This window comes from Apibacter sp. B2912 (assembly GCF_009827835.1).
GTDB lineage: Bacteria > Bacteroidota > Bacteroidia > Flavobacteriales > Weeksellaceae > Apibacter.
Genome location: NZ_WINV01000001.1, coordinates 455,193 through 479,804, shown reverse-complemented (window position 1 = coordinate 479,804; position 24,612 = coordinate 455,193). Strand labels below are relative to the sequence as shown.

The 24,612-nt window shown below is 32.5% G+C and carries 23 protein-coding genes and 1 tRNA gene; 13 read left to right on the top strand and 11 right to left on the bottom strand.

What is annotated here, in order from left to right; genetic code table 11:
• Window positions 1–226: 226 nt before the first annotated feature.
• Window positions 227–517, bottom strand: coding sequence for a putative quinol monooxygenase (locus GFV01_RS02245; protein WP_160564509.1), 291 nt, complete (start codon window positions 515–517; stop codon window positions 227–229).
• Window positions 518–616: 99 nt separating this feature from the next.
• Window positions 617–1,627 carry a DNA polymerase III subunit delta gene (holA, locus tag GFV01_RS02240; RefSeq protein WP_160564507.1) on the bottom strand — a complete coding sequence of 337 codons (1,011 nt, stop codon included), beginning with the start codon at window positions 1,625–1,627 and terminating at the stop codon, window positions 617–619.
• Between the two features lie 10 nt (window positions 1,628–1,637).
• Between holA and GFV01_RS02235 the strand changes: the two genes are divergently transcribed.
• Entirely contained in the window at window positions 1,638–2,084 is a 447-nt protein-coding gene (locus tag GFV01_RS02235; protein ID WP_160564505.1) for a type I restriction enzyme HsdR N-terminal domain-containing protein, read from the top strand.
• 51 nt (window positions 2,085–2,135) lie between these two features.
• Here GFV01_RS02235 and GFV01_RS02230 read toward each other — a convergent pair whose 3' ends face one another.
• Window positions 2,136–3,350, bottom strand: coding sequence for an MFS transporter (locus tag GFV01_RS02230; protein ID WP_160564503.1), 1,215 nt, complete (start codon window positions 3,348–3,350; stop codon window positions 2,136–2,138).
• A 189-nt stretch (window positions 3,351–3,539) separates the two neighbouring features.
• On the opposite strand from GFV01_RS02230, the gene GFV01_RS02225 reads away from it, so the two are divergent.
• The 4 genes from GFV01_RS02225 (at window position 3,540) to GFV01_RS02210 (ending at window position 8,382) form a co-directional block, all read left to right on the top strand.
• Entirely contained in the window at window positions 3,540–3,950 is a 411-nt protein-coding gene (locus tag GFV01_RS02225) for a hypothetical protein (RefSeq protein ID WP_105296668.1), read from the top strand.
• Window positions 3,951–4,074: 124 nt separating this feature from the next.
• Window positions 4,075–5,139: a 2Fe-2S iron-sulfur cluster-binding protein gene (locus GFV01_RS02220; protein ID WP_160564501.1), complete on the top strand. Its 1,065-nt coding sequence runs from the start codon at window positions 4,075–4,077 to the stop codon at window positions 5,137–5,139.
• 158 nt (window positions 5,140–5,297) lie between these two features.
• Entirely contained in the window at window positions 5,298–6,476 is a 1,179-nt protein-coding gene (locus GFV01_RS02215; RefSeq protein ID WP_160564499.1) for an acetyl-CoA C-acyltransferase, read from the top strand.
• 205 nt (window positions 6,477–6,681) lie between these two features.
• Window positions 6,682–8,382 (top strand): enoyl-CoA hydratase-related protein, encoded by a 1,701-nt coding sequence (locus GFV01_RS02210; RefSeq protein ID WP_160564497.1) that lies wholly within the window; start codon window positions 6,682–6,684, stop codon window positions 8,380–8,382.
• A 35-nt stretch (window positions 8,383–8,417) separates the two neighbouring features.
• On the opposite strand, the gene GFV01_RS02205 is transcribed toward GFV01_RS02210, so the two are convergent.
• The 7 genes from GFV01_RS02205 to pdhA all read right to left on the bottom strand — a co-directional run bounded on the left by GFV01_RS02205 (window position 8,418) and on the right by pdhA (window position 13,705).
• Window positions 8,418–8,488, bottom strand: a tRNA-Cys gene (locus tag GFV01_RS02205).
• Between the two features lie 49 nt (window positions 8,489–8,537).
• Entirely contained in the window at window positions 8,538–8,897 is a 360-nt protein-coding gene (gene folB, locus GFV01_RS02200) for a dihydroneopterin aldolase (RefSeq protein ID WP_160564495.1), read from the bottom strand.
• Window positions 8,898–9,851 (bottom strand): methylenetetrahydrofolate reductase [NAD(P)H], encoded by a 954-nt coding sequence (gene metF, locus GFV01_RS02195; RefSeq protein WP_160564493.1) that lies wholly within the window; start codon window positions 9,849–9,851, stop codon window positions 8,898–8,900.
• 93 nt (window positions 9,852–9,944) lie between these two features.
• Window positions 9,945–10,421 carry a cytidine deaminase gene (cdd, locus tag GFV01_RS02190; protein WP_160557024.1) on the bottom strand — a complete coding sequence of 159 codons (477 nt, stop codon included), beginning with the start codon at window positions 10,419–10,421 and terminating at the stop codon, window positions 9,945–9,947.
• Between the two features lie 96 nt (window positions 10,422–10,517).
• Window positions 10,518–10,943, bottom strand: coding sequence for a nucleoside-diphosphate kinase (locus GFV01_RS02185; protein ID WP_160557025.1), 426 nt, complete (start codon window positions 10,941–10,943; stop codon window positions 10,518–10,520).
• A 109-nt stretch (window positions 10,944–11,052) separates the two neighbouring features.
• Entirely contained in the window at window positions 11,053–12,678 is a 1,626-nt protein-coding gene (locus GFV01_RS02180; RefSeq protein WP_160564491.1) for a 2-oxo acid dehydrogenase subunit E2, read from the bottom strand.
• A 22-nt stretch (window positions 12,679–12,700) separates the two neighbouring features.
• Complete coding sequence (pdhA, locus tag GFV01_RS02175) at window positions 12,701–13,705, bottom strand: pyruvate dehydrogenase (acetyl-transferring) E1 component subunit alpha (RefSeq protein WP_105296659.1); 1,005 nt, start codon at window positions 13,703–13,705, stop codon at window positions 12,701–12,703.
• Window positions 13,706–14,141: 436 nt separating this feature from the next.
• Here pdhA and GFV01_RS02170 point away from each other — a divergent pair, with 436 nt between their 5' ends.
• The 8 genes from GFV01_RS02170 (at window position 14,142) to GFV01_RS02135 (ending at window position 22,833) form a co-directional block, all read left to right on the top strand.
• Complete coding sequence (locus GFV01_RS02170; protein ID WP_160564490.1) at window positions 14,142–14,753, top strand: TetR/AcrR family transcriptional regulator; 612 nt, start codon at window positions 14,142–14,144, stop codon at window positions 14,751–14,753.
• A gap of 10 nt (window positions 14,754–14,763) precedes the next feature.
• Window positions 14,764–16,029, top strand: coding sequence for a TolC family protein (locus GFV01_RS02165; protein ID WP_160564488.1), 1,266 nt, complete (start codon window positions 14,764–14,766; stop codon window positions 16,027–16,029).
• Between the two features lie 4 nt (window positions 16,030–16,033).
• Entirely contained in the window at window positions 16,034–16,930 is an 897-nt protein-coding gene (locus tag GFV01_RS02160) for an HlyD family secretion protein (protein WP_185150310.1), read from the top strand.
• 65 nt (window positions 16,931–16,995) lie between these two features.
• On the top strand, window positions 16,996–17,907 hold the full coding sequence (locus GFV01_RS02155; RefSeq protein WP_160564486.1) for an ABC transporter ATP-binding protein: 912 nt from the start codon (window positions 16,996–16,998) through the stop codon (window positions 17,905–17,907).
• On the top strand, window positions 17,876–18,607 hold the full coding sequence (locus GFV01_RS02150) for an ABC transporter ATP-binding protein (protein ID WP_160564484.1): 732 nt from the start codon (window positions 17,876–17,878) through the stop codon (window positions 18,605–18,607). Before GFV01_RS02155 ends, GFV01_RS02150 begins: the two co-directional genes overlap by 32 nt.
• A 36-nt stretch (window positions 18,608–18,643) precedes the next feature.
• Window positions 18,644–19,750: an ABC transporter permease gene (locus GFV01_RS02145; protein ID WP_160564482.1), complete on the top strand. Its 1,107-nt coding sequence runs from the start codon at window positions 18,644–18,646 to the stop codon at window positions 19,748–19,750.
• Entirely contained in the window at window positions 19,747–20,847 is a 1,101-nt protein-coding gene (locus GFV01_RS02140) for an ABC transporter permease (RefSeq protein WP_160564480.1), read from the top strand. Before GFV01_RS02145 ends, GFV01_RS02140 begins: the two co-directional genes overlap by 4 nt.
• Window positions 20,848–20,958: 111 nt before the next feature.
• Window positions 20,959–22,833 (top strand): thioesterase family protein, encoded by a 1,875-nt coding sequence (locus GFV01_RS02135; protein ID WP_160564478.1) that lies wholly within the window; start codon window positions 20,959–20,961, stop codon window positions 22,831–22,833.
• A 341-nt stretch (window positions 22,834–23,174) separates the two neighbouring features.
• Here the strand turns inward: GFV01_RS02135 and GFV01_RS02130 are convergent, their stop codons facing one another.
• Window positions 23,175–24,572, bottom strand: a complete 1,398-nt coding sequence (locus GFV01_RS02130; RefSeq protein WP_160541820.1) for a dicarboxylate/amino acid:cation symporter — start codon at window positions 24,570–24,572, stop codon at window positions 23,175–23,177.
• Window positions 24,573–24,612: the final 40 nt, after the last annotated feature.

The following is a 24,612-nucleotide window of genomic DNA, read 5'->3' as shown; positions in this document are numbered from 1 at the left end:
GCGGCTATTATTTATTTTGACATTTTGCATAACAAAATTACTTACCTCACCTGATTGTAAGTGTGTAAATAATAATGATGATGTATATGTGTTTGAATCATTTTTGTTTATATTGATTGGTACAAATTTATAAAAAATATAATAAAGCACTAATAATAAATTACAATTATATTATCTATATAAATGAAGGGGTTACTATATAAATTAATAACATAATCTTATATATCTAGTAAATTTGTTTGATGACATCAATATCTAACTCATCATATTTGCCATCAATGAATTTTATAAAATCTTTAAATAGCTTGGTATTATTATGGATATTAATAGCCTCTTGGGATTTCCATACTTCAATTATAGAAAGTTTTGAAGGATCTTTTATGCTTTCGTGTAAATCGTAAGATATATTACCTTCTTCTTTGCGGGAGCCATCTGCTAAGGAATACACTATTTTTTTAACATCGTCAAGATAGTCAGGTTTTACTTGTATGGTTGCAATTATTTTTAATTCTGACATGGTATAAATAATTTAATATGCCAAATGTAATTAATATAATTAAAACCAGATATATGTTGTTTAAATAAATTTTAAAAGTATGTAATGAATATGTTTTGATTAATGAAGTATTTTATATAACATTTCCATTAAAATATCTTTAGAAGTTGCATGAGATGACACATCCACTCCTTTGGATTTCATGTCTGCATCTCGCAAATAAGCGATACATGCAGTAGTTTTTTTTAAAGAATAATTTTTAATGGCGATTAAATACTCATTAGCAAAGAAAGGGTTAATACGAAGTTCTTTAGCTATATTTTGAGGAGTTTTTATCGGTAAAGTGTGTACGATAAGAATATTGGAAAATAAACTTATTAATGTTCCAAAAGTCAAAACAATAGGATTTGCTTTTGGGTTTTTTTCAAAATAGTCTATTATTTTATAAGCCTGTTTTGTATTTTTCTCAACGATGGCCTTTCTTAATTCGAAATTGTTGTACTCTTTACTAATTCCAATATTTCGTTCAATGATTTCAGGAGTTATCTTTTTGGAATTACCTACAATTAATTTAAGTTTTTGAATTTCGTTATCAATACGGGAGAGTTCAGTGCCTAAAAATTCGGCAAGTAAAATCCTGGATTTTTCGTCAATTTCCAAACCGTTAGACTGACATAATGAACCGATCCAAGTGGGTACTTGGTTGTCATATAGCTTTTCGCTTGTAAAAATATATCCTTGTTTACTGAGTAATTTAGTCACCGACTTTCTTTTATCTAAAGATTTGTATTTATAATTGATGACCAATACAGTCGAAGGCTGAGGATTTTTTATATAATTATCAAAGGCTTCGGATTTGTCAAAAGGCAATCCCTTTGCTTCTTTAATTATTATAAGCTGCTTATCGGCTCCCATTGGAAATTGCTTTGCCAAAGATATAATTTGATCCAAATCAGATTCTGTACCGTAAATAATATTTTGGTTAAAAGCCTTTTCTTCTTCCTTTAGGACATTTTCTTCCAGTAATTCGGTAAGTTTATCGATGTAAAAAGGCTCATCACCCTGTAAAAAATATACAGGCAGAAACTTTTTATTTTTAATATCTTTGACTAAATTATTATATTCTTTCATAATTAGAATAATGGAACTTCCGGTTTTAAATTTCCCAAAAAAATATAATTTTCAAATAAAGGAGGAAAAATCTCTTTGGTATATTTTTGACGAAGTTAGAAAAAAATGGTTAATTCTAACACCTGAAGAATGGGTAAGGCAACATATTATTTTTTATTTAAAATCCGAAAAAAAAATTCCTCAATCAGCGTTTATAATAGAAAAAAAAATAAACCTCAATCAACAAACCAAACGTTTGGATATCTTACTGTATAAAAAATCAGAACCCAGATTATTGGTTGAATGCAAAGCTCCAGAAATACCTATTACTCAAACTACCTTTGAACAGGCCGCTCGATATAATACGCAAATTAAATCCAAATATATTTTATTAACCAATGGATTTAAACACTTGTATTTCAGTTACGACCCTGTTTATAATCAGTATAAAATTGTTGCCGATTTTGATTGGTCCTAATAATTTTAACAACCTTAACACAAAAAACAATTAAATTAAAAAATTAGGAGCTTATTTATTTCTTTTCTTAGTTTCGGGTAGAAAAGATGCTACCAATCCCAATAAAGGCAAAAAGGAGCAAAGATAGTATACGTATTGAATACCCGTCTTATCGGCAATTTTACCTAGAATAGCAGAAGCTATTCCGGCTATTCCAAAAGCCAAACCAAAAAAAAGTCCACTTATAAGTCCCACCTTTCCGGGTACTAATTCTTGAGCATAGATGAGAATGGCCGAAAAGGCTGATGACAAAATCAATCCTATGAAAATACTTAAAATGCATGTCCAAGTAAGATTCGCATAAGGCATTAAGAGAGCAAAAGGAGCAGTTCCGAGAATGGAAATCCAAATTACATATTTTCGACCTATTCGATCGCCAACAGGGCCACCAATAATTGTACCTGCTGCAATAGCAAATAAAAAAGCGAAAAGATAGATTTGCGCTTCATCAATACTAACACCAAATTTATTAATAAGATAAAAAGTATAATAACTGGTAAGGCTTGCCATATAAACATATTTTGAAAAAACCAGTAGTAATAAAATACCTATAGCTAAAACTACCTTAGATCGAGGCAATGAAGTATTATTTATGGAATTTTGATCTCCGATATTTTTTTCGGATTCTTTTTTGGTTTTTAAAAGAACTAAATTTTTTTTGTACCATTTGCTGATTACAAGCATTATTCCAATACCCAATAAAGCGATGATGGCTAGCCATCCCACATTTTTTTGCCCATAAGGAGTTATGATCCATAATGCAATTAAAGGACCTATGGAACTTCCGAAATTTCCGCCCACTTGAAAGATGGATTGAGCCAGACCGTGCTTACCTCCCGAAGCCAGATAGGCAAGACGAGAAGCTTCCGGATGAAATATGGACGATCCTAATCCTGTAAAAAAAACAGCTAATAGCACATGAGTGAAATTAGTGGCAAGGGCCAGGGATATAACGCCCATCATGCTGAAAGTCATTCCAACGGGTAAAGAATAGGGTTGAGGGTGCTTGTCGGTAAAAATTCCGATTATGGGTTGGAATAAAGAGGAGGACATTTGATAAACAAGGGTTATCAAACCTATTTGAGTAAACGTTAAAGCCAATGAATTTTTTAAAAGTGGATATATGGCAGGTATAACCGATTGCAATGTGTCATTAAACATATGAGATAGTGCTAATAACGACAACAAGGTGAAAGCGGTACCGGTTGGTTGAGATGATTTTTCCATAGTTATAGGTATGGTGAAAAAAATAACTGCAAATATATTACTAATTGTACGAATTGGAATAAATTTGGATTATAAAAAGTTGATAAACTAATTTTTACGATGATTATAAGTATCGAACTATGGTAATTCACTTAATGGGACAAAAAAGAAAATGAATACAATTAATTCAGAAAAATACATAAGTTCGATATGGAAAATAAATCAGGTTCATGGAAAAAAACAATAATAATCCTATTCTTAATTATCAGCGTTTTAGGGGTTGCAATATTTTATGTGTATTATTACGTACCTTACGGAGACAGCAGTGTAAAGTCCGGGCAATTAAATTATATCATGCATAAAGGGATTATTTTTAAAACTTATGAAGGAAAATTAATTCAAACCGGATTCAAATCAAGAACCACCGGAGGTATGCAATCCAATGAATTTGAATTTTCTGTGGATAATGAAGAATTGGCACATCAATTAATGAAGCTTACCGGAAAGGATGTTATCTTGCACTATAAAGAATATTTCGGAGCATTACCTTGGAGAGGATACACTAAATATATTGTTGACAGTATAATTTCTTCACAAAACCATGCGGAAACCATACCGTAAAAGTTGTGTTTAAATCTGTTTTTTCAAATAATCACATTATTTTTCGGATAAACCTTCAAAACGATTTAAGATTTTTTTAATTTAAATCCGGTATTTTTGCAGACCTAAAAGAAATAATAAAATAATGCGATTTTATTCCTTACGTGTACAAAAAGTGATACCGCTTACTGCAGGAAGTGTTCGATTAGACTTGTCAATTCCTGAAGAATTAAAATCTATATTCCGTTGGAAAGCGGGACAGTTTATTCGCTTTCAATTTGAGATCAATGGAGAAATCTTTGAAAGAGAATATTCGATATGCACTGCACCGTATGAAGGATATCTGTCTTTTGCTGTAAAAAAGGCTAAAAATGCGTTTGTATCTGAATTTGTGCAAAACCATGTGAAGGAAGGAGATCTTGTATCGATTTCTGCTCCGATGGGAACTTTTGGAATACCCTCGCGACCCAATGAAAAAAGAACTTTGGCAGCATTTGCCTCCGGTAGCGGTATAGCCCCGATTGTAAGCATTATCAAAGATACCTTATATCATGAGCCTAACGTTCAATTCTATCTTTTTTATGGTAATACGAATGAAAATGAAGCAATTTTTAAAGATGAATTGACTGAATTACAAAAACAAAATCCTGCTAATTTTTTTCCTTATTTTTTTTATACCCGACAAGAAATGCAAGATAAATTTTTTGAGGGAAAATTGGATGCTCACAAAATAAAATTAATCATCAATCAAATTATGGATTGGGATGAATTGGACGAAGCGCTAATTTGCGGTCCAAAAGATATGATCGTTACCCTGGCTAATGCTATTTATGAGCAAGGTATCCCTAAAAAAAATATACATTACGAATTGTATGAGCCGGTTGAAAAAGTTTTTTTTGATGATAGAGTCAAACGGTCTACAGTTAAAGAAGTAAAAGTGACCTATACATTTCGGAAAAACACAAAAACGATGAATTGGATAAATAACGGTTCTTCCTTACTTACTGCTTTGCTGGATAGTGGAGTAGAGGCTCCTTATTCTTGTAAAGGAGGAGTTTGTGGAGCATGTATTTGTGCTAAAACAGAAGGGGAAGTATATTTAGATGAAAACTTAGTCTTAACAGAAAATGATCTAAATAAAGGTAAAATACTAACCTGTATGGCTCATCCTAAAACAAAAACATTGACCATTAATTTAGACGAAGCATAAAAATTTTTTAAAACATTCTTGTGTGTACTATATTAATTTTCATCTTTCTTTAATAATAAGAATAGAAGCAAAATACTATATGATAAAGTAAAAATAAGTATATTTACCACAAGTCAACAGTAAAAAATTAAAGATTAAAAATATACTACCATTAAAAAATGAAAGAACTAGTTATTGTTTCTGCTGCGAGAACACCCATAGGAAGTTTTTTAGGCAGTCTATCAAGCCTTTCAGCGGTTCAATTAGGGTCAGCAGCCATTGAAGGGGCACTGAATAAAATTAAATTGGAAAAAACTTTAATCAATGAGGTTTTTATGGGTAATGTTTTACAGGCCAATGTAGGACAGGCACCGGCTAAACAAGCTTCATTGGGAGCCGGAATACCGAATAACGTCCCTTGTACTACCATAAACAAAGTATGTGCTTCAGGAATGAAAGCGGTAATGATTGGCGCACAATCCATTCAAGCAGGAGATAATGAAATAGTAGTGGCAGGAGGAATGGAATCCATGTCGCAAGTACCTTATTATCTAACAAAAGGAAGAATTGGAAACAAGTTGGGAGATCAAAAGTTAGTTGATGGTTTACTAAAAGACGGGTTGATAAATGTATACGATCGCAATCATATGGGTATATGTGCAGATGCTTGTGCAGAAGAGTATAACATTTCCAGAGAGGAGCAAGATGCTTTCGCCATACAATCGTATACACGTTCGGAATTAGCATGGAAATCCGGTAAATTCAAAGATGAAGTTGTGCCTGTGACTGTCCCTCAGAGAAAAAAAGATCCCATAGTCATTTCAGAAGATGAAGAATTTAAAAATGTAAATTTCGATAAGCTGAAACAATTATCCCCTGTTTTCCAGAAAGAAGGAACTGTAACTGCAGCTAATGCATCCACTTTAAACGATGGAGCATCAGCACTAATACTAATGACAGCTGAGAAAGCTAAAGAATTAGGTTTACAACCGTTAGTAAAAATTATTTCCTATGCAGATGCTGCTTGTGAGCCTGAAAAATTCACCATAGCACCTTCCTTAGCTCTTCCCAAAGCCCTAAAAAAAGCAAATTTATCTTTAGATGATATTGATTTTTTTGAGTTCAATGAAGCATTTTCCGTAGTTGGATTAGCGAATGCTAAAATACTAAACATAGATAGTTCAAAAGTAAATGTAAATGGTGGCGCTGTTTCTTTAGGGCATCCTTTAGGTAATAGCGGTTCGAGAATTATAGTTACTTTAATCCATGTGTTAAAACAAAATAATGCAAAGTATGGAGCGGCAGCAATCTGTAATGGAGGAGGAGGAGCTAGTGCAATTATACTTGAAAATATATAAACTTTTATAAAATATAATAAAAAAGGCAGATTTGAAAAATCTGCCTTTTTTATTATCAATTCAATTAATAAGTTTGAAGAGTCTGTAAACTATTTAATATAATATAAATTTAAATTATATTAATATCCTAATAATATTTAATTGATTTATATATATTTGTTAGGTAAACAAAAATTATATTTTGAATTAAATAATATTAGAAATCATGAAGAATACATTAAATATTATCTTGCTTTCGTCAGCCTTTAATGGCTTAACCCAAAGAGTCTGGCTTTCATTGAAAGAAGCAGGATATCAGGTTAGTTTTTTACTTTTTACCACAGAACAAGAGGTTATAGATTCAATCGAAACAGCCCATCCGGACCTTGTTATTTGTCCTTTTTTAAAAGATAGAGTGCCTGAAGTTCTTTGGAAAAATGAGACAAGACCTATCATAATTATCCATCCGGGTATTAGAGGAGATAGAGGAGCCTCTTCTTTAGACTGGGCAATTTTAAAAAATCTTGACACATGGGGAGTAACTGCTTTACAAGCCGTAGAAGAAATGGACGCCGGTCCTATTTGGGCAAGTCATGAATTTAAAAAACCTGCTTTAATAAGAAAATCAGAGCTTTATAACAATTTTGTAAGTGATGCCGCTATAAAATGTATTTTTGAGGTTATTGATAAATTTATAAATAAAGAAAAACCCATCCCATTAGATTATAATAACGAAAACGTAAAGGGAAGGCTAGAACCTAATATGAAACAATCGGATCGTCATTTTGAATGGACTAGTTCGGCAAAAGATATTTTAAATATAGTAAATTCAGCAGAAGGAATACCCGGTGTATTAGCAGAAATAGAAGGTGAAAAATTTTATATATATGATGCATATTTGGATCATCGTGAAGGTGAAGCGGGAAAACTTTTAGCCCGCCGTGAAGATGCAGTTTTAATTGGAGCAGGAGAAAAAAGCCTATGGATTGGTTCTTTAAAAAGAGCAGCTAAAGACCAATTGCCCTTTAAACTACCGGCTGTACAAGTTTTAAAAGAAAAAGCAGAAAGTCTAAAAGATTTAACACTTTCATTGTACGATACGGTTTTATCTAATGAGGAGTACAGTACAATACATTATTCCCAAAAAGGAAAAATAGGAGAGTTAACCTTTAATTTTTATAATGGTGCAATGAGTACCCAACAATGCGAAAGGATGATAAAAGCTATTCAATTTGCTAAAGAACAGGAAACGAATGTGTTGATAATTAAAGGAGGATACAATGCTTTTTCCAATGGTGTACACCTTAATACGATAGAAGCAGCAGAAAATCCGGCAGAAGAGGCCTGGAAAAATATACATGCTATAGACGATGTATGTTTAGAACTTTTAGATACGAAACAATGGGTAATTGCCGGTGTGACAGGAAGTGCCGGAGCGGGAGGAGTAATGTTAGCTTTAACAGCTGATTTTGTAGCTGCCAGAGATGGAATAATACTTAATCCTCATTATGCCACGATGGGGTTATATGGTTCAGAATATTGGACGTATACTTTGCCTAAACGGGTGGGAGAGCAACAAGCTAGAAAGCTAACCGAAGAATGTTTACCCGTAAGTGTAACCCGGGCATTGGAGATCGGATTAATTGACTCTATAGGTCCCAGAGAAATAAACAATTTCAATGAATGGTTATGGGTAGAATCTAAAAAAGCAGAAGAAGTAAATAAAAAAGCCTCGAAAAAACCTTTTAATCCGGAAAAAGCAGCTGAGTGTAGAAAGAAAGAATTAGAAGAGATGAAAGAAGATATGCTTTACGACCGAAATTCTTTTTCTGTAAAAAGAAATTGTTTTGTACTTAAAAAAAGAGCTTGTAAGACTCCGGATCGATTGATCGCCAATTGGGCAAGAGTTAAACAAAATAAGGAATAATAAAAAAACCATCTCATTTGAGATGGTTTTTATTGAGGCTTCGAGCGGATTCGAACCGCTGTACAAGGTTTTGCAGACCTCTGCCTAGCCACTCGGCCACGAAGCCGTTTTGTTGGATTGCAAATCTACAATTTTTTTTGAATTAAAATTAAAATCTAATAAAATTTCTTTTTAAAAGTTACTTTTACCTGATCTAAATTTACATGTACAGGCGGATTTACCTTTGCTACAGAGACTTTTACAGCTTTTACCTTTTTACATTGAAATTTTATTTCTCTTATAATTCGATAGGCAACATGTTCTAAAAGATTGGAACGAACAGCCATTTGATCTTTAACTATTTGTGCAACAATTCCGTAATTAACAGTATCATTAAGCTCATCAGATCTTCCTGATTTTTCTAAATTTAACCATATTGTCACATTAACTATATAAAAGGAACCAATTTTAGCTTCTTCTTCTAAGCATCCATGATAGGCGTAAATTTTTATATTTTTTAATTTTATTTTTTGCATTTAAAAAAGTTGTTTAGCAATTTTTCTTATATTTTCAGATCTTCCCATTGAATAAAAATGAAGTACTGGAACTCCTTGCTTCATTAATTCCTTGCATTGACTAACCGTCCATTCTATTCCCACCTCATACACTGCTTTGTTATCCTTACATTTTTCTACGGCCATAACTAATTCTTGAGGCATATCTATGTGAAAAATGTTTGGAAGAATGGTGAGATGTTTTTTTATGGATACAGGCTTTATGCCGGGTATGATCGGAACAGTAATTCCGACATTTCTACATTTCTTTACAAACTCAAAATATTTAGTATTATCATAAAACAATTGAGTAACAATGTAATCAGCTCCGGCATCAATTTTTTGCTTTAAATAATTTAAATCCGTATCTAAATTAGGGCTTTCAAAATGTTTTTCAGGATATCCGGCTATACCAATACAAAAATCAGTAGCTCCATGAGCGTATTCTTCATGAAGATATTTACCTGAATTCATGTTTTGAACTTGAGAAACCAGTTCATTAGCATATGAATGTCCTTGAGAGTGTGGTTTAAATATACCCTCACTTTTAATGGGGTCTCCTCGTAAAACTAAAATATTATCAATACCTAGAAAATTAAAATCGATAAGAATATTTTCAGTTTCTTCTTTATTAAACCCACCACATATTAAATGAGGCACTGCATCAACTTTATACTTTTGTTGAATTGCAGCACATATACCCACTGTACCGGGACGTTTTCTTGTAACAATTTTTTGTATCAATCCATTAGGTAACTCTCTATATTCGTATTCTTCTCTATGATAGGTTACATCAATGAAAGGAGGATTAAATTCCATTAAAGGATCAATATTGGAAAATATATTTTGTAAATCTTCTCCTTTTTTAGGCGGGAGTATTTCGAAGGAAAATAAAGTTTTTCCCTTTGCATTGGAAATATGTTCTGTAACTTTCATATTAATTATTTTTGTTCAAAACAGGCCATTTTATTGGGAGATGAAAAATATTTTTAGTTGTTATTATTATCATTTATAGTTTATTCATTATAATTATAAAGCACTTTCATTAAAAGAAAAGGGTAGTAAATCAGCACATTGGTTAAATTTAATTACTTTTCCTTTCATACCGGTAAATAGAAATTCAATAGGCATTTTTTGTCTGAATTCGTATTCAATAAGTACTTGTCTACAGGCTCCGCAAGGAGAGACAGGAATGGAACTATTATCATCTTTTCCGGCAACTACAGCCATTTTTATTATTTTAGCAGACGGATAGTTTGCTATAGTATAAAAAATAGCGGTCCTTTCAGCACATAAACCACTGGGATAAGCGGCATTCTCTTGATTGTTACCTGTTAAGATTTTACCATTATCTAATAATAAGGCGGCTCCAACTTTAAAATTTGAATAGTTGGCATAAGCAGAATTACGGGCTTCTTTAGCCTTATTAATTACTACTAAGTCTTGGTCGGAAAGATCTTCCCATTGGGAATACTCTTCATATTTTAGATCTAAGACTTTAATCATATTTAATACTTATTATATGCACCTAAGTTACTAATAAATTATAAAAATGGGTAAAATAATTATCCTGTATGATCTATTTGCTAAAACAAAAATTATTTATAAGAAAGAATAGATTTCTCTTTCTGCAAAATGAAAATGAGCTTCAATCGCTGCATTTTCGTCGCTGTCTGATCCATGAATAGCATTTCGTTGTGTGCTTTCAGCATATTTTTTTCGGATAGTACCTTCTTCTGCCTGATCGGGATTGGTAGCACCGATTAACTTTCTAAAATTTTCCACAGCATTTTCCTTTTTTAAAACAGCTGCAATTATAGGTCCGGAGGTCATAAAATTCACTAAGTCCTCAAAAAAAGGTTTGCCTTGATGTACTGAATAGAATCTTTGGGCATCTGCTAAGGTGAGGGAGGTTAGTTTTAAAGCAATGATACTAAAACCGGCTTCAGTAATATCTTTTAAAATAGTTCCCGTTAGACCTTTAGAAACAGCATCGGGTTTTATCATAGTAAGAGTAAAATTGGACATAAAAATATATATTTAAAAAAGTTAAGCTAAGTAATAATAAAATAAAGTTAAAAAAAAACACTCAATTCTGTAAAGAATTGAGTGTTTTTTAATTAAATATTTTAATCTCTTAAGCCAATAATGATACCGGATTTTCAAGATACATTTTAAGAGTTTGTAAAAACTGAGCTCCGGTAGCACCATCTACTACACGGTGATCACATGCCAATGATATTTGCATTGTGTTACCAACCACAATTTGTCCGTTTTTCACTACCGGTTTTTGTATGATAGCTCCCACGGATAAAATACATGAATTCGGTTGATTAATAATAGAATTGAAAGATTCCACTCCAAACATTCCTAAGTTAGAAATAGTGAAAGTAGATCCGTCCATTTCATTAGCTTTTAATTTTTTATCTCTAGCTCTTCCGGCTAAGTCTTTTACTGCTGATGAAATTTGAGTTAAAGATAAGTAATCGGTGTTTTTAATTACCGGAACTACTAATCCATCTTCAACTGCTACGGCAACTCCTACATTTATATTTCCACGGTGGATAATTTTAGTATCGGACCAAGTACTATTAATTTGCGGATGTTTTCTTAAAGCAATTGCAACGGCTTTAATTACAATATCATTAAAAGATACTTTGGTATCAGGAAGGCTATTGATAGCTTTTCTTGCTTCCATAGCATTATCCATATTGATTTCAAATACCAAATTGTAATGAGGAGCAGTAAATAAACTGTGGCTAAGACTTTTAGCAATAGCATTTCTCATGGAAGAATTTGGTGTTTCAGTGTCTACACCCGGAGTTATTTGCGGAGCAACCGGCGCAGATTTAGCTGAAGAGGCAGAAGCTGTAGTTGTGGAAGCTGATGGAACAAAATTTTCAACATCTTTTCTAATAATTCTTCCATTGTCTCCACTTCCTTTAATTTGATCTAGGCTAATTCCTTTTTCTTTAGCAATTTTCTTTGCTAAAGGAGAAGCGAATATTTTACCGTTGTCGGATGAAACTGTATTAGCTTCTGAAGAAGGTTTAGAGTCATTGGATGCGGCAGCTGCCGGCTCAGAAGCAGCAGGTTTAGAAGTTGCTGTAGAAGCAGAAGAGCGTCCGGCAATAATTCCGCTAACATCCGTACCTGCAGGTCCTACGATAGCCAATAAAGATTCAATTGGAGCAGAATCTCCTTCTTTTACTCCTTGGTATAATAAAACTCCGCCGTTACCATCGTATTCAAAATCTTGAACCGCTTTATCTGTTTCTATTTCAGCAATAACATCACCTTCTTTAACAGTATCACCTACCTTGACATTCCATTTAGAAACTTTACCTTCAGTCATGGTATCACTAAGTCTAGGAACTTTGATAATTTCTACATCTTTAGGGATTTCTACAGAAGCAGAAGGGGTAAAATTTGTATTCGTATTGCTAGAGTCGTTATTAGTTGTTGGTTCGGAAGATGTGGAATTGCTATTAGCACCTCCAATTAATGCGCTGATGTCTTCCCCTGCTTTTCCGATAATAGCTAACAGAGAATCCACCGGTGCAGCATCACCTTCTTTAACTCCTTGGTATAAAAGGATACCATCATCACCATCATAATCAAAATCCTGAACAGCTTTATCTGTTTCAATTTCTGCTAAGATATCGCCTTCTTTTACAGGATCTCCTACTTTTAGGTTCCATTTAGATACTTTTCCCTCAGTCATGGTATCACTCAGACGAGGCATTTTTATAACTTCAGCCATAATTTGGTTTTGATTCGTGTTTTTATTGGTTTTCTAATTTATCTAAAAAAGGATAATTCGGCTCAGAGTATATATATTTATATAATACGTCATCATCAGCGTAAGGAGCATCTTCTGCAAACTTACCAACTTCATTCATTTCATCCTTTAATCTTTTATCTATTTCATCTAATTCTTCGATGCTTGCCCAATTATTAGACAAAATTTTATGTTTTACGAATAGAATCGGGTCTTCTTTTTTATGCTCTTCCACTTCTTCTTTCGTTCTGTAAGGCTCAGCATCAGACATGGAATGTCCTCGGAAACGATACGTTCTAGCCTCAAGGAATGTAGGGCCATCACCTCTTCTTGCTCTTTCAATAGCTTCGTAAGCTGCTTCTGCAACTGTCTCAGGATTCATTGCATCCACTGGAGCGCATGGCATTTCATACCCTAGTCCTAATTGGTAAATATCCAAATTATTAGTAGTTCTTTCAACTGATGTACCCATAGCATATTGATTGTTTTCACAAACAAATACTACCGGTAATTTCCAGTTCATAGCCATATTGAAAGTTTCATGTAGAGTACCTTGTCTTACTGCACCGTCACCCATGTAGCAAATAGTAACCGCGTCGCGTTCAAAATATTTATCTGCGAAGGCTATACCGGCACCTAACGGGATATGACCACCTACAATACCATGTCCACCGTAAACATTGTGTTCACGGCTGAAAAGGTGCATAGATCCACCCAATCCTTGAGATGAACCGGTGGCTTTACCGCATAATTCAGACATGGCTACTTTAGGATCCAGCCCCATGGCTAATGCATGAGCATGACAACGATAAGAGGTTATAATCTTGTCTTTGGTTATATCCATTGCATGAGTAAAACCTGCTGCAATTGCCTCTTGGCCATTATATAAATGCAAAAAACCTCTGATTTTATCTTTTAAATATAGAGAACGAGCTTTGTCCTCAAATCTTCTCCACATAGTCATATCCTCAAACCACTTGAGGTATACTTCTTTACTAAATTCTTTCATCCTTGTACAATTTGACACGCAAATTTACATCAAATACTATGAACTAACAAAATTTAGATTTTATAAGTTTAAATACTTATATCATGATTATTTATATTAAATTATTTATATAAGTAATTATTTATTTTTATTTAATGCTGATTTAATAATCGAGTATAATAATTTACTCATATTATTGTTTGTTTTATTTTTATTTGGTAGAAATATTATTTGTCTAATTTTTCAATTCATTAAATTTCATTTCGATATATATCTGATCATTTAAAAGAATTATTATAGAAGTTATAGTTATGAAAAAACTATTCATTAAATAAAATTTAATCATTTGATTAAATCAAAAATTTAAATATATTTGCATTAAAATATATTTAGTGGTATAAAAAATGCAATACGATTGCAATGAATAAGTTATAAAATTGGAAATGAAAATCAGGATATGGTCAGAGATGTTTCAACAGAGCAAAAAATTAAAGAAGCTGCAAAGCGCGTTTTTCAAAAAAAAGGTTTTGGTTTAACTCGTACCCGAGATATAGCAAAAGAGGCGGGTATCAATTTGGCTCTGCTAAATTATTATTACAGAAGTAAAGAAAATTTATTTGAAATAGTGATGCAGGAGAGCATAGAAGAAATGTTTTCTTATCTGGAATATATAATGAATAATAAACAAACAACCTTGACTGAGAAAATAGATGCAGGAGTCTTAAGATATATAGAAGGAATGTCCAAAAATTCAAATTTGCCTCTTTTTTTATTCAGTGAATTACAGGCTAATCCACAACATCTTTTTGATAGGGTTAAAATTCCTGAAGGTTTTATCCAAGAGACTTATATGTTCAAACAGATCAATGAGCAAATAAATAAAGAAAAGTTGAATTTTACAGCTATACATTTTTTTATAAATCTAGTTTCCATGTCTATTTTTCCGATAATAGGGCAACCCTTTATAAAATATGTAACTAAAATGGATGAAAAAAGTTTTGCAGATTTCATCGAACAACGAAAAACTTTAGTTCCAATCTGGTTAAAGTCAATGTTAAAGCTAGTATAATAATGAGATTATGAAAACTAAAACGTATATTTTTTTACAAGTATGTTTACTTCCTTGTCTATTGTTTTCACAGTTATCGGTAATAAGCCTGGAAGAATGTCAGGAAAAAGCAAGAGAAAATTATCCGTTAATTAAACAGTACGATTTAATTTCTCTAGCCGAAGACTATACTTTGGATAATTTGGCAAAAAATTACTTACCGCAAATTTCTCTCGGTGGACAGGCTTCTTATCAAACTCAAGTAACTAAAATACCCATAAAGATTCCGGGTTACGATATTCCCGAAATGGACAAAGATCAATACAAAATAACTTTAGATGTTACACAATTGGTATGGGATGGAGGAGCAACACGATCTCAAAAAAAAATTACCCAAGCGAATTCAGATTTTGAAAAGCAAAAGCTTGAAGTAAACTTATATACTGTAAGGGAAAAAATTAATCAATTGTATTTTGGAATTCTAACGATAGACAAGCAATTGAATCAATTGGATGTTTTAAACTCCGATTTACAAACCAATTATAACCTGGTTAGTGCCATGCTAAAAAATGGCGTTGCCATGGTATCTGATTTAGATTTGGTTAAAGTGGAATTATTAAACACCGATCAAAAAAAAATTGAACTTACCACTTTACGAATGGCTTATATAAAAATGCTTTCTTTATTTATACATGAAGAAATAAGTCAAGGAGTTGAACTGAAACTTCCGGACAATAGTATCAATTTTGATCAAGAGATTTCTCGTCCCGAATTAAGGATGTATGATAAGCAAAATTTAGTATATGAAGCTAAAGAAAGTACAATAAAAGCTAAAAATATGCCTAAATTTTCACTTTTTGCTCAAGGAGGATATGGAAAACCCGGTTTAAATATGTTGAACTCAGATTTTAAAACATATGCTATTGGCGGGGTTCGTTTGAGTTGGAATTTTGGAAACTTATACACAAAGAAAAACGAATATCGATTACTAAAAAATGATAGGAATTCACTTCAATCTCAAAAAGAAACCTTTTTATTTAACACCCATGTTCAGCTTACCCAAATTCAGAATGAAATAAATAAATATGAACAATTGATGGTAAAAGATGATGAAATTATTCGGTTAAGGAATAGTGTTAAAAAGGCCGGAGAGAGTAAGTATAAAAATGGAATTTACAATATGAATGATTTAATCGGAGATATTAATGCAGAAAATCAGGCACGAGTAACGCAGTCTATACATGAAATGCAATATTTACAAAGTATCTATAATTATAAATATACACAAGGAAATTAGAACTATGAGACAGTTAATAATATTTACCCTGGGAACGTTTATGTTCCTGTTATCTTGTAATCGAAATAAGTTTGAGCATGATGCGTCGGGAACGTTTGAAGCAACTGAAGTAATTGTTTCATCGGAAGCTAACGGTAAATTGGAATCTTTTCAATTAACGGAAGGAGATCAATTGTCCAAAGGACAATACGTTGGATATGTTGACAGCATTCAGCTGTATTTAAAGAAAAGACAATTAATAGCAACCAATAAAGCCATACAGGTAAAAAGACCGGACATATCCGTCCAAGTTTCTACCATAAAAGAACAGATTGCAAAAGCTGAATTTGAAAAAAGAAGAATTCAAAGATTATTGGCAGATAATGCAGCTACTCAAAAACAACTGGATGATGCGAATTCACAAATTGAAGTTCTTAAAAAATCTTTAAATGCGCAAGAAAATTCACTTTCAACATCGGTTAACAGTCTCAATGAAGAAAGTAACACCAATACAGTTCAAGTATCCCAAATAGAAGATCAATTAAAAAAATGTAAAATTATTAATCCAATTCAGGGTACTGTTTTAAACAAATTTGTTGAAGAAAAAGAAGTAGTTACTCAAGGTAAAGCACTCTATAAAATTGCAGATACTAAAAATTTATTTTTACGAGCATATATAGTTTCTGAACAATTAGAAAAAATTAAAATAGGACAGAAAGTAAAAGTATTTATAAATATTTCTGAAGATAAACAAAAATCCTATCCGGGCACTATTACATGGATATCCGATAAAGCCGAGTTCACTCCAAAAACTATTCAGACCCAAGATGAGCGTCAAAATTTAGTGTATGCGGTAAAAATCGCAGTAACAAATACTGACGGGCTTATTAAAATAGGTATGTATGGTGATGTAGATTTCTGATAAGTTCTAGATTCATTTTCTAAAAGGAAACAAGAATAAATTCTAGTGAAGATATAATAAAGATAATGAGTGTTATTTCCATACAAAACATTTCAAAAACCTATACGGGTAAAGTTCCGGTTGAAGCTTTACAAGATATATCTATTGAAATTAATAAAGGAGAATTATTTGGATTAATAGGTCCCGATGGAGCAGGAAAGACCACTCTATTTAGAATATTAACCACTTTGTTGGTGGCGGATAAAGGAAAGGCATTTGTAGATGGGTTTGATGTAAAGAAAAACTTTTTACAAATACGGGAAAGAGTCGGGTATATGCCCGGTAAATTTTCGCTATATCAAGATTTAAGTATTGAAGAAAATCTTAATTTTTTTGCTCGGGTATTCAATACAACGGTAGAAAAAAATTATGATTTAATTAAAGATATATACGTTCAAATCGAACCCTTCAAAAAAAGAAGAGCAGGTAAACTTTCGGGAGGAATGAAACAAAAACTAGCCCTATGTTGTGCCTTAATACATAAGCCTTCGGTTTTATTTTTAGATGAGCCGACCACTGGAGTGGATCCCGTATCAAGAAAAGAATTTTGGGATATGTTAACCCGACTTAAACAACAGGGAATTACTATAATGGTTTCTACGCCTTATATGGATGAAGCAAGTTTATGTGATAAGATCGCGCTAATTCAAGAAGGAAAAATACTTTCAGTAAATACTCCTAAGCAGATTACGCAAGAATATCCGTATAAATTATATTCGGTGCGATCTGATAATAATTATAAACTTCTTCAGCAATTACGCAAACAAAAAGAAATAAACAGTAGTTATATATTCGGAGAATATTTACACGTGACATTTAAAAATGAAAAGGTTACGATAGAGGGAGCTGAAGTAAAAGAAATTGAACCGGGAATCGAAGATTGTTTTATTTATTTAATGAATAAAAATGAAAACCATAGTAACGAAAGAGTTAACTAAAAAATTTGGCGATTTTATAGCAGTCAATCATATAAGCTTTGAAGTATCCAAAGGTGAAATTTTTGGTTTTTTGGGGGCAAACGGTGCAGGAAAAACTACAGCGATACGAATGCTTTGTGGATTGTTATCTCCTACCTCAGGGGAAGGAACTGTTGCAGGATACGATATTTATAAAGAGTCGGATAAGATTAAAAAAAATATCGGATATATGAGCCAAAAATTTTCGTTATATGAAGATTTAACCATTAAAGAAAATATGCGATTATTTGGTGGTATTTATGGAATGAGCACTAAGGATATTAAAGTAAAAACGGAACAATGTTTAGAGGAACTTTCCTTAGAAACAGAAAGGGATGTTTTGGTTAAATCCTTACCCTTGGGAATTAAGCAAAAAGTTTCTTTTGCAGTGTCGACCTTTCATTCTCCTGAAATTGTTTTTTTAGATGAACCCACCGGAGGAGTAGACCCCATAGCGAGACGTACTTTTTGGGAAATGATTTATCAGGCTTCCATTAACGGAATAACCATTTTTGTTACAACTCACTATATGGATGAAGCAGAATATTGTAATCGGGTTTCAATTATGGTCGATGGTAAAATTGAAGCATTGGATACGCCTGCGGGACTTCGTCATAAATATCATGCGGAAACAATGGATGAAGTTTTTCAAATATTGGCAAGAGGAGCAAAAAGAGAATAGATTTTAACTAAATAAAGGAAAAAATAAGAATAGGGCATGAATCAATTTTTTAGTTTTATAAAGAAAGAAATCTTTCACATCACCCGTGATTTTAGAACTATGCTTATGCTTTTAATTATGCCTATAGCTCTTCTTATGATATTTGGGTTTGCTATTACGACAGAAATTAAAAATACCTCTTTCATTGTATTAGATAATTCTAAAACCATCCAATCCATACAACTTATAGAACAAATAAATGCCAGTAAATATTTTGACCTTACAGGCTACCTGGATAAATTAGAACAGGTTGAACAACGTTTTCGCTTAGGAAAAGCTAAATTGGCGGTGGTTATTCCTCAAGGATTTGATAAAGACTTGTATCATCAAGGAACTAGTGAAGTTCAACTTATTGTAGATGCATCAGATCCTAATGAAGCATCAACTATAGTTAGCTACTTGCAACAAATTATATCGGAATATCAAAAACAACAAATGAATAAAGCGAGTTCAGGATCTTATGTAATTAAAAGTCAGGTTAAAATGCTTTATAATCCACAATTAAAAAGTGCGTATAATTTTGTGCCGGGAATTATGGGATTGGTTCTTATGTTAATTTGTTCAATGATGACATCTATTTCCATTGTAAAAGAAAAAGAACAAGGAACTATGGAGATATTATTAGTTTCTCCACTAAAACCCATAAGCATTGTATTAGCGAAAGTGGTTCCATATTTCCTGATCTCCATTATTGACGTTTTTTCTATATTAATTATATCTGTTACCATCTTGGAAGTGCCAATTGAAGGAAATTTACTTTTACTTCTTTTTCTATGTACAATTTTCATTCTATCAACCTTATCGTTAGGGATTTTAATTTCATCCATAACGGAAACCCAACAAGCTGCCATGTTAATTTCGGGTATGGGATTATTGCTTCCCACATTGTTGCTTTCAGGGTTAATATTTCCCGTAGAAAATATGCCCTTGCCGCTAAGAATAATATCAACCATTTTACCCGCTACCTGGTTTATTACTGCCGTTAAAGATGTAATGATTAAAGGGCTTGGTTTTTTTGCTATCTGGCAAGAATGTTTGATACTTATTGGTATGACTCTTTTCTTATTAGTGGTAAGTATCAAAATGTTTAAAAACAGGTTATGAGAACATTAAAATTTTTATTAGAAAAAGAATTTCTTCAGATATTCAGGAATAAAACTATTTTGAGATTGGTATTTTTTATGCCTGTTTTTCAATTATTAGTATTGCCATGGGCAGCCACTTTTGAACAGAAAAATATCTTATTAAGCATAATAGATAACGATCACAGTTCGGCTTCCAGAGAATTGATACAAAAGGTAATTTCATCCGGATATTTTAAATTGGCCAATTATTCAACGTCTTATTCAGACGCATTAAAGGTCGTCGAAAAAAATGAAGCAGACTTGATTTTAGAAATTCCCCATAATTTTGAAAATACCTTTATAAGAGAAAAATCTACCGATGTTATGCTATCGGTAAATGCCATAAACGGACAAAAAGCAGGTTTAGGGTCTTCGTATTTAGGACAAATCTTAGCAGCTTACAATCGGGAACTGGTTAGTCAGTCTCAAAGTTCGGGACAAATTATTGTTAAGCCCTATTATATGTATAATACAGAAATGAATTATCGAAATTTTATGGTGCCCGGTATTTTGGTTATGCTACTCAGTATTATAGGCGGGGCGCTTTCTTCCTTGAATATTGTTAAAGAAAAAGAAGCAGGAACCATTGAGCAAATCAATGTTACACCTATTCCAAAATATATTTTTATTATAGGAAAATTGATTCCTTTCTGGGTTATGGGAATGTTTATACTAACTGTTGGTATGCTAATAGCCTGGTTGGTATACGGGTTAGTTCCGGCCGGTCATGCCCTAATAATTTATATATTTTGTTTTTTCTACCTTATTGCATTTACCGGATTTGGGTTAATAATTTCAAATTTTTCATCTACGCAACAACAGGCCATGTTTGTGTTGTTTTTTATTATAATTATATTTTTCTTATTGGGCGGACTTTATACTCCGATAAGCAGTATGCCCAGATGGGCGCAAATCGTTACCATGTTTAATCCGGTACGTTATTTTATTGAAGTGATGAGGCTGGTTTATATGAAAGGAAGTACCTTGGCTGATATCTCTCATCAATTATATATAATTATTATCTTTGCTGTAGTGTTGAATGTAGGTGCAATTGTAAGCTACAAAAAAACAAATTGAGAGTCTGAAAGAGTTATTTAAAGGCATAGAACATGTTCTTTATAAGTTTCTTAAGCATTATTTTTGACATTAATAAATTAATGAAACAACATATACTTTAAATTAAAAGTAATGAAATCTAAAATCATAAATTCTTTTTTTTGGGGAAATTCGGTTGCTCTTTCCTGGTTGTGGGGATTAGGACTGTTTTTTTCCGTGCAAATAACTTATTTATTCGGTTTAACAGGTCTATTGGGTTTTGCTTTGTTAAACTCAATCGGATTATTTTTATTTGGTTATGGTACTCAAAAGATTGCCAATCGGGATAAAGGACAAGAATCATTAGAACGTTTTTATAAAAAATGGTATAAGCCGTTTCGCCTCAGTTTATATTTATATCAGTTATTGGCAATTACTTTAACCGTTTTTGCTACTGTAAAATATTTGTTTATTCCTTTGCTTACTTCTTATTGGCCGGGCTGGGATGATGGGGGAAGTTTATTACAAATTTTTTCTTTATTACTTGTGGTTTCATTGGTTATTTCTGCTTCCTGTTTACTGGGTGAAGAATTTTCGATTAAATCTATTAAATACTGGCATCTATTAATTGGAGCAGTTTTATTAGTCATAATTGTTTCCTTATTATCTTATTTACAACCTAAAGAAATATACAATTATCAAGCATGGGTAAAAAGTGAAACTCAAAAACCTATTTTCATAGGCTATATGGTAGCCATTTTTGTTGGTTTTTTTGTAGGGCCTTGGCTGGATTTACAACAATGGCAGCGAGCTATACAAATGAGAAAAGAAGAAACCAATATATGTACCGGATATTTTTTCGGATCCGTTATTTTTTTTTTCCTGCTTATTTTTCATGGATTAATGGCAAGTTTTGTTTTTAACAGTAATTGGTTTAATCCGAATATGGCATCGATTGGATTGGGAGGTATAAAATACGGTCATGAGCAAATTGTAAATTATATGATCCACTTTCGATATACACTTCCCGAATGGGTTCCGCTTTCCTATTATTTATTTATAGTATTCGCAGTATTAACAACTTTAGATAGCGGATATGTTTCAACTCGGTGGTTTGTGAAAGAAGTTTCCAAATCCAGTAATAGTCCTGTTTTATCCATAATACCTAAAGGAATTGCAGATTCTCCCATCCCTACCTATATTTTGGCGGGTTTAATTACGATATTCTCTGTATTGGCAAATTTTGAATTGGAATATTTTATGGTATTTTATGCCACTTTTTTTGTGGCTTATGCCTCATTAGGTATAGCGCGTTGTTTTGTACCCAATTCACAGCATTCTTTACCTCAAGTGAAACTTTTTTCGATTGGAGCACTTTCATTAGTGGTATTTGCAGGAGGTTATTTTATGCAAATGGCCGTATTGATGATCATAGGCTCAATACTTCCAATACTCTATGTGTTTTGGTTGGTTTTAAATACTGATTTACTACGAGTCGTGAAAGAGAAAGTTGAAGAAGTGATAGATGCTGCGTCCGAAATTCCTGTATTAAAAAATTTATCTAAAGCAACTCATACAGCTATTAACGGGAAAACCTTGGAAGTTAGCACGGGAAGTCATTTTGAAGGTAAATGGTTTGTGCATTCCTTTATGGCAACCTATGCAGATACCAACTCAGTTGGAAATGTTTATTTTGGAGTTTATGCTCTTTGGGTTGGAAAGACGCGCGAATTATTTTTTAATTATGTATTACCCGATTTTAATTTAAAAGATACTACCTATTTAATATTAACACGATCTTTTGAACACAAATACATTACTGAAACTCGAGAATTCGAACGGATAAGCGTAAAAATACGAGCCTCGGAATATAATCGAAAGATTGCCACTTTGGAACATCAAGTTTTCGATTCCGCCGGAAATTTATTGGGAAAAGGAAAACAACAATTGATATTTGTTTCTCCTAAAGATTACCGATTATTGGATATTCCTCCCGAAGTCATAAAAGCTTTTATGCCTTATATGTAATTTAATACATCAAAGAATTTCTTAACTATTATAAGGTTGTAACTTATTTTAGTTCGATATTTAAAAGAATATAAATTAATTACTTAAATCAGTAAGACCTAAAAAAAGCTGTAACAAAAAATGATAAGTTAATATTCAAAAAAATTTACTCATCCTTATGCCGAAAATGTCTTTTTCAGTATTTACAAAATTTATCCTACATTCATTGTAAATGGATAATAATATTTAATATATTACGAGTAATGAGACATTAATCGGCTAATTGTCAAAAACTAAATTTATATATTTAACGTTTTTGATAAATTTAAATAAAAAATAATAGGTTATAGCTTACTTATAACTTAGGCTTTCTGAACATTTTCTTCTTCCAACAACTTTTTTTCTGCTCCTTCAGGATCAAACTCTCCTTCCCATCGGGCAATTACAGCAGTAGCTAAACAATTTCCAATAACATTTACCGTAGCACGAGCCATATCCATTAACGTATCAATTCCTAATATCATTAAAATGGGCCATTCTTGAAGATTAAAAGTACTTGCCGTACCCATTAAGATAACTAAAGAAGCACGAGGCACTCCGGCTACACCTTTGCTGGTTACGATTAAGGTAAGTATCATAATTAATTGGGTAGTAAAGGATACATGAACCCCGGTTGCTTGTGCTACAAATATAATAGCTAAAGATAAATATAAAGTAGTTCCATCTAAATTAAAGCTATATCCGGTCGGCATTACAAAAGCAATCACTTTTCGAGGAACGCCGAGTCTTTCCATCGCAATCATGGCTTTGGGTAGAGCAGCTTCTGAACTAGCCGTTGAAAAAGCTAAAAATGCCACATCTTTGATTTCTTTAATGAATCGTTTTATAGGCATTTTTATAAGTAAAGCTATCGGAAGGAATACGATGAGAACAAATACGATGAGAGCACCGTATAGAGTTAATAACAGCTTAATAAGAGGAATTAAGGCATCCAGTCCCATATGTGCGATAGTATAAGCCATAGCGCCCAAGACACCGAAAGGAGCAAAATACATGATGATATTAGTAAATTTAAACATCGTATCGGCAAGACTGTCTGTAAAATTTACTAAATACATTCGCTTTTCTTTGGTTACCATTATAAGGGCTACTCCAAATAAGATACTAAATATAACGATTTGTAATACTTGCCCTTCTGCGACAGACTTTGCTATATTTTCAGGAAAAATATGCAGCACAATATCCTCCCAAGATTGGGATGCTACTTGTGGTAATTGTTCATGGGCTATATTTATTTTTTTCGTTCCTACTCCTGCTTGAGTGAGGTTGATGGCTGCTAATCCGATAAAAAGCGCAAAGGTAGTAACGATCTCAAAATAAACCAGAGATTTCCAACCCATTCTACCTACTTGTTTAATATCTGAATGACTGGCTATACCATGAACTAGGGTTGCAAAAATCAAAGGAGCAATAATCGTTTTTATCAGTTTAAGAAATACTTTACTTAATATATCGAGTTTTCCGCTAACCCCCGGAAAATCATACCCTAAACAAGCACCAACTAGTAACGCTACAAAAATCCATATGGTTAAATTTTTCTTTTTAAATGCAAAGATGATAATAGAAATAATAAATAACCAACGACAAGCGAAAAAAAGATTTTCCGGAATAACTCCAAAAAAGAAGTTAACCAGATACAGTGCGCCTGTAATAGTAATAAAAATAAAAGGGAGTATATTAAAAAAACGAGATATATTCATGTAAGTTTATGATTTTTTATAAAATTTTACGAAATTATTA